The organism is Turicibacter sp. T129 (assembly GCF_025594975.1).
In the GTDB taxonomy this organism is placed as follows: Bacteria; Bacillota_I; Bacilli_A; order MOL361; family Turicibacteraceae; genus Turicibacter; species Turicibacter bilis.
This window is the reverse complement of record NZ_JAMQUU010000017.1, coordinates 1-18277: the sequence shown is the minus strand read 5'-3', so window position 1 is coordinate 18277 and position 18277 is coordinate 1. Positions and strand designations below refer to the sequence as shown.

The 18277-nt window shown below is 34.4% G+C and carries 16 protein-coding genes and 1 other annotated feature; all 16 genes read right to left on the bottom strand.

The window, feature by feature from the left end; all coding sequences use genetic code 11:
* Positions 1-485 precede the first annotated feature (485 nt).
* Positions 486-2090 carry a hypothetical protein gene (locus NEH75_RS03000; RefSeq protein ID WP_055305836.1) on the bottom strand — a complete coding sequence of 535 codons (1605 nt, stop codon included), beginning with the start codon at positions 2088-2090 and terminating at the stop codon, positions 486-488.
* Between the two features lie 845 nt (positions 2091-2935).
* Positions 2936-3352 carry a GNAT family N-acetyltransferase gene (locus NEH75_RS02995; RefSeq protein WP_202966210.1) on the bottom strand — a complete coding sequence of 139 codons (417 nt, stop codon included), beginning with the start codon at positions 3350-3352 and terminating at the stop codon, positions 2936-2938.
* 5 nt (positions 3353-3357) lie between these two features.
* Positions 3358-3759, bottom strand: coding sequence for a hypothetical protein (locus tag NEH75_RS02990; protein WP_055275862.1), 402 nt, complete (start codon positions 3757-3759; stop codon positions 3358-3360).
* Between the two features lie 206 nt (positions 3760-3965).
* Positions 3966-5195: a response regulator gene (locus NEH75_RS02985; RefSeq protein ID WP_055305837.1), complete on the bottom strand. Its 1230-nt coding sequence runs from the start codon at positions 5193-5195 to the stop codon at positions 3966-3968.
* Between the two features lie 181 nt (positions 5196-5376).
* Positions 5377-5568 carry a hypothetical protein gene (locus NEH75_RS02980; protein WP_055305838.1) on the bottom strand — a complete coding sequence of 64 codons (192 nt, stop codon included), beginning with the start codon at positions 5566-5568 and terminating at the stop codon, positions 5377-5379.
* Between the two features lie 768 nt (positions 5569-6336).
* The gene (locus NEH75_RS02975) at positions 6337-7326 is read right to left on the bottom strand and encodes a phosphotransferase enzyme family protein (protein ID WP_055275868.1); all 990 of its coding nucleotides are present in this window, start codon (positions 7324-7326) and stop codon (positions 6337-6339) included.
* Between the two features lie 68 nt (positions 7327-7394).
* Positions 7395-8117 (bottom strand): amino acid ABC transporter ATP-binding protein, encoded by a 723-nt coding sequence (locus NEH75_RS02970; RefSeq protein WP_055244650.1) that lies wholly within the window; start codon positions 8115-8117, stop codon positions 7395-7397.
* Positions 8110-8793 (bottom strand): amino acid ABC transporter permease, encoded by a 684-nt coding sequence (locus NEH75_RS02965; protein WP_055244647.1) that lies wholly within the window; start codon positions 8791-8793, stop codon positions 8110-8112. The genes NEH75_RS02970 and NEH75_RS02965 overlap by 8 nt, the downstream gene beginning before the upstream one ends.
* Before the next feature lie 25 nt (positions 8794-8818).
* Positions 8819-9592, bottom strand: a complete 774-nt coding sequence (locus tag NEH75_RS02960) for a transporter substrate-binding domain-containing protein (RefSeq protein ID WP_055244645.1) — start codon at positions 9590-9592, stop codon at positions 8819-8821.
* A 174-nt stretch (positions 9593-9766) separates the two neighbouring features.
* Positions 9767-9991, bottom strand: a binding site (T-box leader).
* A 387-nt stretch (positions 9992-10378) separates the two neighbouring features.
* Entirely contained in the window at positions 10379-10975 is a 597-nt protein-coding gene (locus NEH75_RS02955; protein ID WP_055275874.1) for a bifunctional precorrin-2 dehydrogenase/sirohydrochlorin ferrochelatase, read from the bottom strand.
* Positions 10976-11052: 77 nt separating this feature from the next.
* Positions 11053-12030, bottom strand: coding sequence for a porphobilinogen synthase (hemB, locus tag NEH75_RS02950; RefSeq protein ID WP_262941403.1), 978 nt, complete (start codon positions 12028-12030; stop codon positions 11053-11055).
* A 16-nt stretch (positions 12031-12046) separates the two neighbouring features.
* Positions 12047-13552, bottom strand: coding sequence for a uroporphyrinogen-III C-methyltransferase (gene cobA, locus NEH75_RS02945; protein ID WP_055305842.1), 1506 nt, complete (start codon positions 13550-13552; stop codon positions 12047-12049).
* A complete protein-coding gene (gene hemC / locus NEH75_RS02940) occupies positions 13542-14447 on the bottom strand; it encodes a hydroxymethylbilane synthase (RefSeq protein WP_055305843.1) in 906 nt (301 codons plus the stop codon). Before hemC ends, cobA begins: the two co-directional genes overlap by 11 nt.
* Before the next feature lie 80 nt (positions 14448-14527).
* Positions 14528-15319, bottom strand: coding sequence for a sirohydrochlorin cobaltochelatase (locus tag NEH75_RS02935; protein ID WP_055305844.1), 792 nt, complete (start codon positions 15317-15319; stop codon positions 14528-14530).
* Positions 15320-15515: 196 nt separating this feature from the next.
* Positions 15516-16811, bottom strand: coding sequence for a glutamate-1-semialdehyde 2,1-aminomutase (hemL, locus tag NEH75_RS02930; RefSeq protein ID WP_055275882.1), 1296 nt, complete (start codon positions 16809-16811; stop codon positions 15516-15518).
* A 17-nt stretch (positions 16812-16828) separates the two neighbouring features.
* On the bottom strand, positions 16829-18064 hold the full coding sequence (gene hemA, locus NEH75_RS02925; protein ID WP_055275884.1) for a glutamyl-tRNA reductase: 1236 nt from the start codon (positions 18062-18064) through the stop codon (positions 16829-16831).
* Positions 18065-18277 lie beyond the last annotated feature (213 nt).

The following is an 18277-nucleotide window of genomic DNA, read 5'->3' as shown; positions in this document are numbered from 1 at the left end:
CAAATTTCCTATTGAATGAAATAAGTCTCTATTTAGTTCTGATTGTAAGATTAAGTGTAACATAGAAAAAAACGATTATTAATGATACTTACCTTCAATTTTTAACTTTTCCATATCTTACAACTACATATAAGATATAACCAAACACTGCTAGAATGAAAAGATACGTGAATAAAAAGCCCTCGATTCATGAATAGGATTCGATATAAATATAAGCCAACTCATATTCCGCTACAAGTGCCACGAATGTCGGTAAGATAAACTTCTAGAAAAATTGCTTTACCTTTGATAAATAGATCGCAAATACAAGATAAATATTTAAACATATCCCTTTCTATTAAATTTATCACATCCATTCTAACCGACTCTTCTTCTCCGTTAAACTCACTATCCCCTTCAAAAATGAATCTACTTTTGAGTTCTCCTCTTTTTCTATCAAATATAAAAAGGATAATCTCAACAGTAGGATTATCCTTAATATCTTTTTATTTTTTAAATTTTAACGTTAGTTTCATTAAATCACCATCGATTACTGATTCGAATACGCCTCGTTGTTGTTGAACTAATGCTTCTAAAGTGGCTAATAACTTCACATCTACCTCATCCTTTAAGACACTACGTGTAACGAAAACAATAAACTGCTCTTCATAAACGACCTCTAGATATACACGAGAATGTGGTAAAGCCTCATCTGCAATTCCACCTAATAACGTCTCCATTAATAGCTTCATTGAAGCCTCATGACTTGTAACAAAAATCGTCTCCTTTGGGAATCTTGTTTTTACCTCAAGCGAGACAAAACGTTCCTCAAATAATACCATCGTATCTGAAATTAATTTTGTCACATTAACGGGTTGTAGTGGTTGATTTAAATCACAAAGATTCATCATCGAATCTAACTGCTCCATGACTTCATCGACACCTTTAACTTCTTCTAGGCGTGGTTTCATCTCACTCAATGTGTCCCTAAATAATGCTAACTGTGAGGTGATGACCGCCACACGTGGATCTTCCTCAATCACCACTTTCTCCTCAACCATCGTTTTCGTCACAACTTTTGGACGACGCCAAAGCCAAATCAGCTGTCCTAAAATCGTATGACGACGAATCATCTGCCACGGACCAATAATAAAGAATTCTTTCAGATAAAGAGCATGAAGCGTGATAACCCCTATAAATCCACCCCAACAGATTAAATTGATAGCCGTTACTATCCATTGTGCACGATTCATTCCAAAATAGTAATCGATCGCTTCTAACAAATAACCAGATTGAGTAAAAATTAATAAAAATGGTGCTCCTATCACTGCAAAACACGTTCCGATAACGAATAAAAACCTTAACTCTAGGGGTACCACCATAAGTCCACGAACAATGGCTAAACGCTCGAACCAAGCAAATGGTACGATAAACGTGATTAACACGACAATAGCAGTTCCTACAATTAAATAAGGAATCACTGCTATCACATAACCTTCTTCTAGATGGTACTGTAATTGATTCGCAAAAAAACTATGACTCGAAAGTTCTTTAGGTACTCCGAAAATCATGCTCATGTCTTTTGCTTGATAATTATAAAACACATCATAATCGTTTAAAAATTGTTCAGTTGAGACACGATCCCCACCATAAATCTGCTTAATCGCTTCTTTCCCTTCTTGATCAAATTGAAACTCTACGACATACTGATACTGCGATTTAAGTTCCTTTGATGAAATCTCTTTTTTCCCCTCTAAAACTTGTGCCAATAACGCTCCATTTCGTTCTAATGTTTTTTCACCAGTTGAACTCTTCACATAATAATCTAAATCATTCCCACAAAGATTAATCCAATCTCCACCATACTCCACATCACTTGGAACCTCATCACGAGTGATGATATCTCCCGACATCTCAAATCCTAAATACTGTACCCCATCCGATAACGAATCTAAAAAACTATACGATTCAAAAAAGTTTCCTGCCCAACGATTCGCTTGAGTTTTCATATTTGGATATTGAGAATAAATTTCAACCGCACCTCCAATCACCATCACGGCTAAAACTAACCACGCGATGACTTTTTGACTTCTATTTAAAATTGCCTTCACCAAAGCACCACCTTTCATAAAATTCTGCTCTCATAAGCTCATCTATATTTTAATCCCTAAATCTTAATAAAAAACTGTCATAAATCTTAAAAATTTCTTAATATGCAACCTCATTATACACGAAAATCATTTTTTACCAAACCAAGAATTAAATTTCTTCTCTCTAATAAAAAAAGATGATCTCTAACCATAGAAATCATCGACTATATAGAAACAGACTGCTTCTTATCTATTCACTATTTCACAATAAAGTGATACATGACAGCTACGACTAAACCGATTGTCATCATATTTCGTAATACATAACCAAAGCTCACACGGTCTTGTCCATACTGATATTCTCCTCTTCGTTGCATCCTAACTACACTCCCTTAACTTTTCATTACGCATGATAAAAATGATTAGCCTTAACCATCTCACCTACAATTATACATAAAAAATGACGATTTCCAACAAAAGAAATCATCATTTTGCAATTATTGTATAATGAAATGAAACATAACCGCTACCACTAGTCCGATTGTCATCATATTTCGTAATACATAACCAACACTCACACGTTCCTCTTCATACTTATATTCCACTTTTCGTTGCATTTTGCATCGCACTCCCTTAACTTTATACAAACCGATAAATAATCTAGATATAAATAGAATTATTTTTTATCTTTCTAAGTCAGTCTTAGTACTTAAAGCTTTTGAATACTAAGGCATCCTAGATTCTATCTCTACAGAAAATTTATCGTGGCTTATATAATCGATACCCCTAATATATACTTAAAATCTTAAAATAACCTAATGATAATTCTTAATAATTTCTTAAGGTTCAGCCATATTTCAAAAAATCTATAATTTCTTCTTCAAGAAATACTCTAAATGACCTCTTGGGCAATCTTCTAATACTCCAAAAATTTCATAACCACACATTAAATAAAAAGCCTTCGCTTGAAAATCAAACGTTGACAAATGAACTAAATACCCACCTAATGCCTTGGCCACCTTTTCAGCCTCTGCTAACAACTGACTCCCATACCCTTGACGACGATACCTTGGATCAACCCACAACACATCTACATACAACACATGCCAACATACAAGTGTTGCCAAAACGCCTGCAATAACTTCACCGTTTTCATTCTTCAAACAACGATTTACTGGAATAAATGGATTCGTCTGCAAAAAAGGCTCCCGCGAATGATTATAAGCCATCAATGATTGATCGATGTAGTTCACCTCTTCATGAGTTGGAATTTCTAATAACACCTTTCTCATCCTTTCTGTTGTACCTTTTTATACCAATCAGATAACGTTACCCCCTCATACTCAACCTCAAAACAAAGCCCACCTCGAAACAGGCGTAAAGTATCCTCTCCATTAAACATTAATATCTGTACTAGATCATCTCCATCATACAACTCATAAAACACCGCCGGTGCCAATAATAACTCATCATCCCGAACAAGATCCCCCTTTTTTGCGGTGTCAAGAATCTCAACTAACTCTGCAACGGACGATGGATCATTGATAACAACCGACACTTTACCAAGCGTTGAGGTCTCATCATTTAACACCACATGCACTCGATCAATCGAACAGGCACCGTCACTAGCAACCTGACTGCATCCTCCTAAAAACAAAAGCACCGCAACACTAAACCATCCTTTTTTCATTCCGTCGCCTCCTTACTAAAGTTTAATCACAACACTATCAAAATATGAAAAAAACTGTCTTCTCATAGACAGTTTTTAATTTGTAACCGATTATAAAATTAGTAATGACGTCGATATATTTTATCAGACAAAATCTCTAAGTTTGCAGCCATTCACATACTATCATTTTCATAGTATTATCTTATCCATAATCCAATAAAGGATTATCATTTAGAAACTAATTTTTTCACACGATCCTGATAATCAGTTGGGTTCTCTCCACAAAACTTTTTAAAGACGCGATTGAAATAAAGTTGATCTTTGATCCCTACTAATTGAGCCACTTCTTTGACCATAATATTTGGACTTTTTAATAACTCTTTCGCCTTATAAATCCTTAACTCATTAATATAACTATTAATTGTTTTCTTTGTCTCCATTTTAAATAGTCGACTTAAATATGCCTCATTTAAACAGGCAAACGCTGATAGATCTTGAAGCGTAATGCGCTCATCATAATGCTCATGAATATAATTTAAAATAGATTGAATCTCTGGCCGATAATGTGATAACTGTTCAGCAGCAATAACAGACGACACATCACTTGGAACATCATTTTGAAATAACTTCGTACATGAAATTAACTTCTCTGTTGAATCAATCAATAATTGCTTAGATGCCTGTAACTCTGCCCTTAAATAAGTTTTAATATTTTTAACAATCCTGAGCCAATGATCCATTAACACTTGCTCTTCAACAATCGTTCGTTCATATAAAGCCACTAAAATCTTCTCCTGAGTTAGATGAACAACATCATGATCATACTTTTGAAACTCCTCTGCGATAATGGCCTCAACATATAAAAGCTGTCTTAATTCAATCGGTTGTTGAAATCTTAATTGATACAAACTTAAGCGAGGCTCAAAGAGATGATACATCTTCACATATTGAGATAACTCTAACTCATTATAATAAACATCCCCTGTTAAAACCGTTGTTAAAAAAGTCTTACGTTCAATTTTAAAATTGTCTATTTTAAGTCGCTTTTCCTCCTCAAGTGCATCCTTTTGTAATAATTGCTTTTTCACTTGTTCTGAAACGAGCTGAATCATTGAGATAATGTCTGCTTCTTTTACATTGTTTTTCACATAGTAATCTAGCGCACCAAGCTTCATTGCTTCACGAATCAAATCATAATCACTATGATCGCTTAACACAATCACTTTCGTCTGATATCCTCGACTTCTGATTTCTTCAATTAACTGCAAACCATTCATTTTAGGCATTTCTAAATCCGTTAATATTAAATCAATTGGTTGCTGTGCCATGACCTCTAATGCTTCTATTCCATTTCCACACGTTGTTACAACCTGACAATCATACTGTTCCCAGTTCACAATACTCTGTAAATAGACACGAACAACTTGTTCATCATCGATAATTAAGATCTTTAACAAAGGATATTCCCCCTACCTATTTTGGTTTTGGTATCTTAATGATGACTACCATTCCTTCATTAAGGTGACTCACACTCTTAGGATCACAATCATGTAAACATGATAATTGTATGCATTCAATGATATTAATCATTCCTATTGATGATCATCTACCAGCTAACTTTCCTTTTGCCTTCTTCGATCATAGCACTCCCGCTCCAATATCCTTCATTAACACCCAAATCGAATCTAACCTGCTGCGAACTTTTATCATAACTTTCAAATCACTTGATTTATTTAATCCATGTAGCAAACGATTTACTACCATCAGATGCAAAATAAACTTCGGCATATTATTGCCTAAACACGCTTCATCTAAATCGAGCTCAGACATAAACAAATCCCTATAACGCCTTCGCTAAATTAAAATCTACTCCTCCAGGGTTCTTTAATTGTAGCCTTTTCCTTCATATCACTAATCGTTCTGCCCAATAATCATGAGAGTCCCCCAATTTCCTCAAATGGACTTCACTTCCAACATCGTGCTTATCCCTATCATCAAATTTAAATTACTAAAGAAGAGACGTGAATTAGGCCTTATCCTATCCTTCAAGTTAAATAAATATCTCTAATCCCTTATACTCACAATCAGAACTGTGCTCATCAATGACATCACTTCAACAAATCAATTCTAAAGCTTATACCTTAAAAATCCATTTTACCCTCTTATCATATAACACCAATGTAAACTGGCATAAGCTTACCTCAACCCTGTATCCATCCTCTCTTCTTTACTTTTCCTAATTATACCACAATAATAAAGCGCTTTCTATATTAGAGAGTCTAAAATAGTCGTATATTTTCACTTAATTAATAAAAATAAACCTTAATCAAACAACAATCTAATAGAGTAACATCAACTACCAGCATGACCTGGTTTTATAAATGAACTTTCTCTAATATATAAGTCTCGATAAGTTTTTCACAATATAAACTCTTAGAGCCCTAGTAATAGCGACTTATTTCACAAGTGAAACTGCTCGGTCACTCATCCCATTAAAAGGAAACTTACATCAAGACAAAATTAAAAATATGAGTTTGATACTCAACAAATTGAAGGAAATAATAAAAGGACTGCCTCAAAATGAGATAGTCCTTTTTATCATTCACAATTACTTAATAATTCAATTAAGCGATTCCCATTTTCTTCAATCCAACTCGATTGCTCAACAAGTTTTACAATCTGCTTACTTAAAAATTCACCTTTTCCTACAATTTCCGAGGAAATATTACGTCGATAACGTACGATAAAATGCATGACAACATCTAGTCGACGAAGTAAAATTAATGACGGTAAAACCTCAGTCTCTTCCTTCGTTAATTGCAATGATTGTTTTAATCCTTCGATAAACGCTTCTAACCTCGGCCAAACTTCATCCTGACCTTCAGATAAAATCTCAGACAAACAAATCGCAATCTCCATCGCTCGTAAATCTTTCGTCACAAATTCAAAATCTAAAATGCGTGAAATCATTCCCGCTTCATCCATCAACAAATTTGACGAGTTAATATCCCCATGAATAAGTTGTTGAGGTAACGTCTTAAATCTCTCACTTAAGTTCATTAAGTCCTCATAAACTCTCTCAACCACTTTTAACTCCTCATGTAATGATTCAAACTCTTCGTATGGATGTTGACAAAACTCACAGATTTGATGGTTAGGATATGCCTCATCTAACTCATAATACGGTGAATAGCCCTCTTTATCAACCTCTAACTTTCCTAACGCGCGACTTAGCTTTCCAATCATTTCACCATAATTTTTGTATTGATCCAGCCTCTCTAATTTTAAATTAACCCCCTCCTGATACTCAAATAGTACCGCAATCTTATCATACATGCGTACTAAATAATCCCCTCTCATTGTCGGCACTAAAACAGGAACTGGGACTCCTTTAATCCTTTTTAAAATCTCTTGCTCGACTTGAACCAAGTTTTCATCACTATGATTTTGATACACACGTAACACATATTTTTTTCCTTCATGTTCAATGAATCGAGTCAAATTATTCATACCCGATGCACCCTGATGAATCTGACAGTCACTTAGAAAATAACAAGCTAAAATCTCTTTTAATTGATTTAATTCCATGACTTCTCCTCCTAAAATATCTTCATTATAACATAGAAAAAATCACTAGTTAAACTAGTGATTTTTGTTTATAAAACTTTCGCTAAAAACTCTTTTGTACGTTCATGTTTTGGAGCAGTAAATAACTGTTCAGGGGTCGTATCTTCAAGCACTTGTCCTTGATCAATAAAGATTGCACGTGTCGCGACTTGACGGGCAAACCCCATCTCATGCGTCACAATGACCATCGTCATGCCACCTTCTCCTAACTCTTTCATCACATCTAAAACTTCTTTCACCATCTCAGGATCTAATGCCGAAGTTGGTTCATCAAATAACATTAACTTTGGATTTAATGCTAATGAACGAGCGATGGCCACACGTTGCTTTTGTCCCCCTGATAACTTCGATGGATACACATCTATTTTATCGGCTAAGCCTACACGTGTTAATAAATTAAACGCAATTTCCTTAGCTGATTGATCATCCATTTTCTTCAGAAGTTTTAAAGCTAACGTAATATTTTCACCAACCGTTTTATTCGGAAATAGGTTAAAATTTTGGAACACCATCCCGATATGCTCACGAATTTCATTTAAATTCGTTTTGGGGTCTAACAAATTAGTTCCTTCAAACAAAACCTCTCCCGCTTCTGGAACTTCTAACAAATTCATACAACGTAATAAAGTCGATTTTCCCGATCCAGATGGTCCAATAATCGTTACAATTTCCCCTTCTTTAATTTCTAAATCAATCGAATGCAAAACTTGTTTTCCGTGGAAATATTTTGATAATTGATTAATCTTAAGCATCTTGGTCTAATCTCCTTTCAAATACTGATACTAGCTTTGAGCATACTGATGTTAAAATGAAATAAATGAATGCAGCTACAATATAAACCCCAAATGCATTATAAGTTGCTGCCGTCACCTTATCCGCATTATACATTAAATCTGCCAACCCAATCACTGAAACAATTGCTGACTCTTTAATAATGACAACAAACTCATTTCCAAGCGCCGGCAAAATATTTTTAATCGCTTGTGGTAAAATGATGTGCTTTAACGTCTGTTTCTCACTTAATCCAAGTGATCGTCCTGCTTCCATTTGTCCTTTATCAACGGCTTGAATTCCAGCTCTGAAAATTTCTGCCACATATGCCCCTGAGTTAATGGCTAATGCAATAGCTCCAATAATAAACTCTGCTGGAATTGGTCCCACAGGTTTTAGCCTAATATGGAACAACTGAGGAATTCCAAACCAGAAAATAAACAACTGAATCATTAACGGTGTTCCACGGAAAAAGGCAATATAAACGTCAGCTAACTTATTTAAGATTTTCCCAAAAAATCCTTTATTATTAAATCTTGTAATGGAAACTAACACTCCTATCAATGTTCCAAAAAGCACTGTTAATAAGGCTAATAAAATAGTGACTCCTGTTCCTTTTAAAAACATAGGATAGTAATCAATAATAAAATCAAACATCTCTTCACCTACTTCATTTCTTTAATTATTCATTCGCAATTTTCATTGCTTCTTCTAACATTTCTCCAAGTGTCCCATCTGCTTTTAACTTCGCAATGACTTCATTGACTTTTGCTGTTAACTCATCTGATCCTTTCGGAAGAGCAACAGCCATTGCCTCTTCTGAAGAAATTGTGACATCTGAAACAACAACATTATCAAACTCTTCAGCGTAACGATCCGCAATATCTTTTCCTAGAATAACAGCATCTACATTTCCATTACTTAACTCTAAGACAATTGATTGAGTCGTAGATAATTCTTTGACACTTGATGTAAATGACTCTGCAATTGGGGTTTGAATACTTCCTAACTGAGTTCCAATTTTAATATCTTTTAAATCAGATTCTGTTTGATACTTAGCTACATCATCTTCTCTAACTAATACTGCATTCTCACCAGTGTAATAGAAATCTGAAAAATCAACTTGTTTAAGACGGGTTTCATTTGGAGACATTCCTGAGATGACCATATCCACTTGCCCTGACTGTAAAGCACCAATTAACGAGTTAAAATCCATGTTTTTAAATTCTACTTCTACCCCTAATTCCTCTGCAATTTTTTCAGCTAACATGACATCAAAACCAACTAATGTCTCTTTTCCATCAATCATTTTGTAGAACTCAAATGGAGGATAATCTCCAGATAATCCAACTAATAACGTCCCCTCTTTTTCGATATCTTCAATTGAGATTCCCTGTTGACCACAACCAACAACGCCCACTAACATTAGCATTAAAACCATTAACATCTTTTTCATAATCGTTCTCCTCCTTATTTTCTCTTTCATTCAATTTGACCCTTTTCGACAAACAAAAAAGACCGCCTCTTTAATCAAGAGGCGATCTTTTACCGCGGTACCACTCTTATTGATACATTCTATTACATCAATTAAAATGGCATATGTTTATAAAAAAAGTCATCTCTTATAAACATAAGAGACGACCCACTGACCGCGTTACCACTCTAATTGATACAACAAACTTGTATCCACTCTGCTCTGTAAGGGGAGTACCCAATTATCATACTCTATACTCATGTATATTTGTGATAATTTCCATAGAAGGGCGTTTCACACATAAGAACTGGCTAGACTCTCACCAACACTAGCTCGCTTGGCAGTTGACCTTATTGCTACTTTCTTCGTCAAAGGATTTATTCAAATCAAATTGTTAGTTACATTTTAAGGCACGATATTTAAAAAATCAAGAGCTTTTTTTAAAATTTTTTTCTGGAGCCTTCTAAGAAATTTTACCACATACTTCCTATTAACCATAAAAATCTTACAACCTTAACATCACTTAAAAGCGTTGTCATCATGATGAAAACAATGATTGTATCCCCACCACAAATCTCTTCTTTTACCTTCGAAAAAAGAGACATCATGCCTCTTTTTCACCCTTAAAATATTTTTTATGTTTGATTATTAACGTCTCTTATTTGCTTTCGTTAGATGAGTTAAAAATATAAATTTTTCCATATCTCGTAAGAAGGCTGGTCATAGATCTATAATAATATGACTCCCTAAATTCCAAATCATTGGAGTCTATTCCCCCTCTGACATATACTTTCTACCTTCTTCTTTAAGTGCATCTAAATCGAGTTTAATCAGTTCTTGAATCAACCTTCGTCTGACCTTCACATCCTCATACTGCTCAATAATCTGTTGCCTTATCACGCCCAACAGATGCACATATTCCTCATAACTATCATCATATTTTTTTTCCAACTCCATCCGAATCTTTTTTGACAATGATGGACTTTTACCGCCGGTTGAGACACTTAAAAGTAAATCGCCTCTTTTCACATATGATGGTACTGTGTAGTTAGAAAGACTAACACTATCAACTACATTCACAAGTTTTTGATGGAGATGACAATACTCCCCAATAGCTTGATTAATCACTTGATTATCCGTTGCTGCCACTACCATCTGAGCATGTTGAATATATTCTTCTTTATAACTATCCCAGATTAATTCCACATTTTCTAGTTCATAAAATAATTCAATAAATGATGGTGCCACAACCTTAACCGATTTATTAAACTCGCTAAAGTTTTTACATTTTCGATAGGCTACTTCTCCTCCACCAATCACCACAATTTCAACATGATTCAACTCTAAATTAATTGGATAAAGCATCGTAAAAACCTCCCTCCTAACAGACTTAAAAAAGCTAACTACCATTTATCGTAATCAGCTTTTTTTATGCCATACACTTATTTCATCTCTTTTAACATCTTCGCTAAATCTTTTGCAAAATAAGTAATGATAATATCTGCTCCAGCACGCTTGATTGACATCACTGATTCATAAATCGCCCCTTCAGCTAAAATCCCGTTTTTCACTGCTGATTTTAACATCGCATATTCCCCACTCACATTATACGCTGCCAATGGTAAATCAAAACGATCTTTTACACGTCTAATGACGTCTAAATAAGAAAGAGCTGGTTTGACCATTAAAATGTCTGCCCCTTCTAAGACATCTAACTCTGCTTCTATTAAAGCTTCATTCGAATTAGCAGGGTCCATTTGATACGTTTTACGATCCCCAAACGCTGGTGCTGAATTTGCCGCTTCTCGGAATGGTCCATAGAACGTTGATGCATATTTTACACTATATGACATAATTCCGATATTTTCAAATCCCGCCTCATCTAATCCATCACGAAGTGCCTTAATTCGACCATCCATCATATCTGAAGGTGCCACCATATCAGCCCCTGCTTTCGCATGACTAATCGCAATTTTAGTTAGATAGTCTAAAGTCACATCATTTTTGACATAACCTTGTTCATTTAAAATTCCACAATGGCCATGACTCGTATACTCACACATGCAAACATCCGTAATCACATTCATCTCTGGATCCACTTCTTTAATACGGCGAATGGCACGTTGAATCACACCATTCTCATTAAACCCTTCACTCCCACACTCATCTTTTTCATGATCATGAGGAATCCCAAATAAGATGACGTGCTCAAGACCTAATTCTCTTAACTCCTTAATCTCATCTTCTAACCTATCAACTGAAAAATGATACACATCAGGTAGTGATGAAATTTCTCGTTTAATTCCTTCACCTTCAACAATAAATAGTGGGTAAATAAAATCTTCTACATTTAACTTCGTTTCTCTCACTAAATTTCTAATTGCCTTATTTGCTCTTAAGCGTCGTGGTCTTCTTAACATGATTCAAACCTCCAAATTACTCAACTACAATGGCTTCCACAATCTTCTCAATTGTTGCCTTTTCTGCTTCCTTATATACATCAACATTCAAATCTCTCGCTGTTTTTGATGTGACAGGACCAATCGAAATCACCTTAGAATTTTTAATTTTATCTAAATTTTCTTCTCCAATAATCTCTACAAAATTTTTCACCGTTGAAGAACTTGCAAATGTAATATAATCCACACGTTCTTGATTTAAAATCTCTAAGATTTCATCCTTCTTACTGAGATCAATCACACTCTCATACGTATGAACTTCTTTAACTTCACAAATTTCTCTTAATTTTTCCACTAAGAAATCACGAGCATTCTTCGCTCTTGGAATTAAAATTTTATCTTCAGACGTTAGCTGTTCTTTTAATGCTTCATATAACTCTTCTGCAACAAAACGCTTCGGTATAACATCCGCTCTAATTCCTCTTGCTTTAATCTCTCTTGCTGTTGCCGCTCCAATCGCACAAACCTTTACATGAGCAAGGGCTCTTGCATCCAACTCCATCTCATCTAATTTATCAAAGAAAATATCAACCGCATTCTTACTCGTTAACACTAAATACGTATAATCCTTTAATTCACGGATTTCTTGCTCCAATGCCACATTATTTTCAATCTTTTCAATCTTAATCGTTGGAATCTCAATTGGGTTCCCGCCTAAATCCATAATCTTCTCAACTAATGAACTACTTTGTGTACGACTTCTTGTTATCATGATATTTTTCCCAAACAACGGCTTATTCTCAAAGAAATTCAACGTCTCTCGTAAATTCACAACCGATCCCACCACAATTAATGTCGGTGGCTTTACCTTTTCTCTTACCGCTGTTTCATGAACCTCATCAAGCGTTGAAATAATCACTCTTTGATTTGGTCGCGTCGCCCAACTAATTAAAGCCACTGGCGTATCTTTCGGCTTCCCCTCTTTAATGAGGTTCTCACTAATCTTTTTCAAATTAGCCACTCCCATTAAAAATACAAGCGTCCCTCCCGTATTCGCTAAAGCATTCCAATTAATTTCAGGATTTTCTTTATCATCCGCTCTTAAATGACCAGTAACGACATGAAAAGATGACGCATGGTCTCGGTGGGTAATTGGAATTCCAGCATAGCAAAGCCCACCAATCGCAGACGTAATTCCCGGAACCACTTCAAAATCGATACCTTCAGCTTTTAAAACTTCACCTTCTTCTCCACCTCGACCAAATACATAAGGATCTCCCCCTTTAAGGCGTGTGACAATCTTTCCTTCCTTCGCTTTATCCGCAATGACGCGATTAATCTCTTCTTGCGGAAGTGTATGCTGACTTGATGCCTTCCCAACATAAATAAACTCACAGTTTGATTTTGCCTCTTTTAAATAATTAACATTAGCTAATCGATCATAAACAATAACATCTGCTTCCCTGATACAGTCTAACCCTTTTAACGTTAATAATTTATAATCACCAGGACCTGCCCCTACAAGGTATACTTTACCCTTCATAATTCTCATACTCCTTTAAGACTAATTGGGCTAACTCAACTCCAAGATCAATCGGAGATTCTATACTTCCTTCTAATGTTTTAATAACCAATTTACTTCCCTCTTCATTTCCATACAACCCTGTTAATTTCAACTGATCACCAACAATCTCACAATAAGCTCCCATAGGAACATGGCAACTTCCATTAACACCAATTAAAAAACCTCGTTCAGCAGCTACTCGAACTTGTGTCACTTCATCTTTAATACTATTAACTAAACTCTCAATTTCTAAATCATTCTCACGAATCTCAATGGCTAGTGCTCCTTGTGCAGGGGCTGGAACCATTAAATCAACAGGGAAATAGTAACTGATTTGTTCAGTCATTCCTGCTCGAATCATCCCTGCTGCTGCAAGGACGATTCCATCTAAATTTTCATCTTTAATCTTTTGAATACGTGTATCAATATTCCCTCGAATTGGAACAATCTCTAAATCTGGTCGATACTTTAATAATTGATACTTTCGTCGCTTACTACCTGTCCCAATTTTAGCACCTCGTGGCAAATCATCAATATTCTTGTAACCCTCTTTTAAAATTAAAACATCACGTGGATCTTCTCTTTCAGGCGTTCCAGCAAATCTCAACCCCGCAGGTAAAGTGGAAGGCATATCCTTCATACTATGTACCGCAATATCGATTTCTTTATCTAAAAGTTGTTGCTCAATTTCTTTAACAAATAATCCTTTATCGCCAATTTTATCTAAAGATAAATGTTGAATTAAATCACCTTTCGTTTTAATAATCTTTACTTCAAATTCAACCTGTGGGTTTCGCTCTTTTAATTGATCAATGACCCAATTTGTTTGTGTAAGAGCCAACTTACTTCCTCTTGTTCCAACAACTACTTTCATCATGAATCTCCTTGTATATCGATCTTCTGTACTAATTTCTTTACTATAAGTATATCACTGTTTCATAAACTCATATTTAACTAATTGATAATATTTAATGATTCTAGACATTTCAGCGCACGCTTCACAAATATCTCTTGTATCTTAATATTTTCTCCTAATCCTTGAAGATGAACCTCAACCTCAAATCCTTCTCCTTCCAATACATTCCTCCAAGAATCTTTTTTATCACCAGTCATATCCTTGACCGCATGATAGCCCGCAACTAACATAAGTGGCATTAAATGAACCCCTCTTATATTCTGACAATGCAAATTCTCAATCACCTGTTCTAACTTTAAGTCCCCTTCTAACGTTGCTACATAAGCATTGATTCCATGACCTATTATCATAGACTCTATTTTTGAATACTGTTCATTTGATTGAGTCATCGTACCGTGTCCCATAAATACTAACGCTTCATTTTCTTTCAAATCAGGTAGCTGATCCTCAATCGCCTCTACAACCTCATCATAATTTTCATGATCTACTAGTAAAGGCTTCCCTAAAACAATCTTCTGGAATTTAGATTTATATTGTCTGACCACTTCGCTTAACTCCTGATACTCCTCCCCACAAAGAATATGAAGTGATTGAACAATTACCTCTTGGTACCCCTTTTTATATAAATTTTCTAAAGATTGCTTTGGGGTATCGATATGGATTCCATCCTTGATTTTTATCTTTTCAATGATCTTATCTGAAGTATAAGCATGATAAAAATCATAATCACTTAAACAGTCATGTATTTTCTTTTCACATGCTCTAATGGTTTTATCTCGTGTTTCTTTATAACTTGTTCCAAAACTTACGACGAGTACTGCTTTATTCATACTTAACCTCCTTATTCATCATCTATTTACTATCTTACTTAGTCTATCTAAATAAAATCGAATTTATTTTTGAGAAAAAATTAACCTAGCCAAATGGCTAGGTTTTTTTGTTATACTTATTCTCAAATGTTTTATGATAAATCTCTTTAAATGATGTAAAATAGAGGATTTTATTTCGTTTAATATTATTCTGCTATTATAAATTATGTGCAACTTTTAATGCTTCATAATTAGCTGCGATTGTTTTTTCAATATCTTCGTCAGTATGAGCATTCGATAAGAACATTGCTTCATATTGACTAGGACCAATTAAAATCCCTCGCTTTAGTAGCTGGGCAAAATACTTATTAAACTTTTCTATATCACATTTTTTTGCATCATCATAGTTCTCAATAGGACCTTTAGCAAAGAATAAGCATACTAGAGAACCTGCTCTAGTCACAGTATAATCTAAATCTAATTTTTCTAAATTAGTATTTATTCCATCCTCTAATTTTTTAGCTTTTCTCTCTAATTCAGTATATATTTGAGGATTATCTCTTAAGATTTCTAAATTCTTTTTCCCCATATACATCGCTAATGGATTCCCAGATAGGGTTCCTGCTTGATAAACAGGCCCAATAGGAGAAACGACACTCATGATTTCTTTTTTTCCACCGTATGCTCCAACAGGAAGACCAGCACCTATAATTTTCCCAAAGCAAACCATATCTGGATTAACACCAAAATAGGCTGGAGAACTATTATAACTTAATCTAAATCCAGTAATAACTTCATCAAATATTAAAACTGCCCCATACTCAGTACATACTTCTCGTAGTAATTCAATAAATTCTTGTTTACCTTTAACTAATCCCATATTTCCAGAGATAGTTTCCACGATGACTGCCGCAATCTCATTCCCTTCTTCTTTAAAAATTTCTCTTACGGCATCTAAGTCATTATACTTACAAACTAATGTATGTTTAACAACATCATCTGGTACACCTGGACTTGTTGGAACCCCATAAGTAATCGTTCCTGAACCTGATTGTACTAGTAGAGAATCGGAATGACCATGATAGCATCCTTCAAACTTTAATATTTTGTTTCTTCCAGTATATCCTCTTGCCACTCGTAATGCACTCATAGTTGCTTCTGTCCCAGAGTTAACCATACGAACTTGATCAATGGCCGGATAAGCCTCAACAATTATTTTTGCCATATCAACTTCTATTTGAGTAGGAACTCCATAGCTTGTTCCCTTTTTGATAACCTCTTCTATTCCCTCACTTAATTCTTTTGGAGAATGACCTAACATCAGAGGCCCCCATGAACAGATATAATCAATATATTCATTACCATCTACATCATAAATCTTACTTCCATGTGCATGATCAACGAAAATAGGACTTAAACCTACTGATTTAAATGCTCGAACGGGGCTATTAACACCGCCAGGAATATACTCAACCGCTTCTTTGTAAATTTGTTCTGACTTTTCATTTATCATATAGGTACCTCCACAGGTTAAACTTCAAATAATTCTTCGATTAATTTAATATACTCGTCTCTTTTTCCTTTATCTTTAACTTGCTTTAATTTAACAATGGGCTCTCTAATTAATCGCTTAAGAGCAGACTCCATCATGCGATCAACTAATTTCTGTTCTCTTACATCAAGATTTAATTTTCTAAATAAATATTCTAATGAATCTTCTTTAATTTCAAGACATTTTTCATTTAATGACTTAATAGTAGGATCAATGTTCGCTGATTCTAACCATTCTATAAATTCATCAATTTTTTCATGAATTATTTGATATCCTATACCTGCTAATTCATTTCTTTTGACATCATTTTCATCATGAATTTTCTTTAAATCATCTATATCATAAACTACCACATGGTCAAGGGTATTAATATTAGGATCAATATCCCGTGGGAGTGCAATATCCATCATATATATCCTATGATTTAATGTTGGCATTTTATCTAATTTTAATACTGTATGAGGAGCAGCAGTAGCACTAACAACGATATCAACATTTTGTAAGACTTCATACCTTTCATCATATTGAATAGGTATGACATTTTGAAATTGATCGCTTATGTTACTAACTTTACCGTGACTTCTATTAGCTAGGTATATATTTCCTATTCTTTCTTCTTGAAGATAAGTCATTGTTAGTCGACTCATTTTACCATATCCAATTATCAATGCATTTTTATTTTGTAAGCATCCAATTTTTTCTTTTAAAAGTTTCACACCAATGTAACTAATAGAGAGTGGCTGTTCAGAAATCTTTGTTGTCGTTTTAATCTCTTTTGCAGTAGTAACCGCCTCTCTAAAAAGTTTATTAAAAACCTTTTTACTTGAACCCAATTGCATAGCAAATTCATGTGCTTTTTTTACTTGTCCTAAAATTTGATCCTCACCCAATACAATGGAGTCTAAGCCAGCTGTAACCTCGAAAATATGACTGACTGCGTCTCTTCCTATCTTTGAAAATAAATAGTTCTTAATTTCTTTCTCATCAAAAAAATCTTCATAAAAATTAGCTAGAAGATTTATTTTTTCCTGTATATTTTCACATCTAACATAGATTTCACTTCGATTGCATGTAGATAGTATAACAATTTCACTTATATCTTTATCTAATAAGGAGTTTATAGCCTCTATCTTTTTTGTATCTGTAAATGATACTTTTTCTCTTACACTAATGGGTGCCGAATTATGATTGACTCCTATAACTCCTATATTCATAGCTGACCTCCAACAATAATTCTTGATTTATTATCCCATAATAGTATACCCCAATTAAAGTTCATTTGTAAATTTGCATATAGAAAGTTCATGATATTAATTCTAAACATCTATAAATTTTAATTTCTAAATAATCGAGTTTAAAATACCTCTAGATAACAAAAAAAATGCTCTTTAAGCATCTTCATAAATTATAAAAAAAGCACTCTAAGA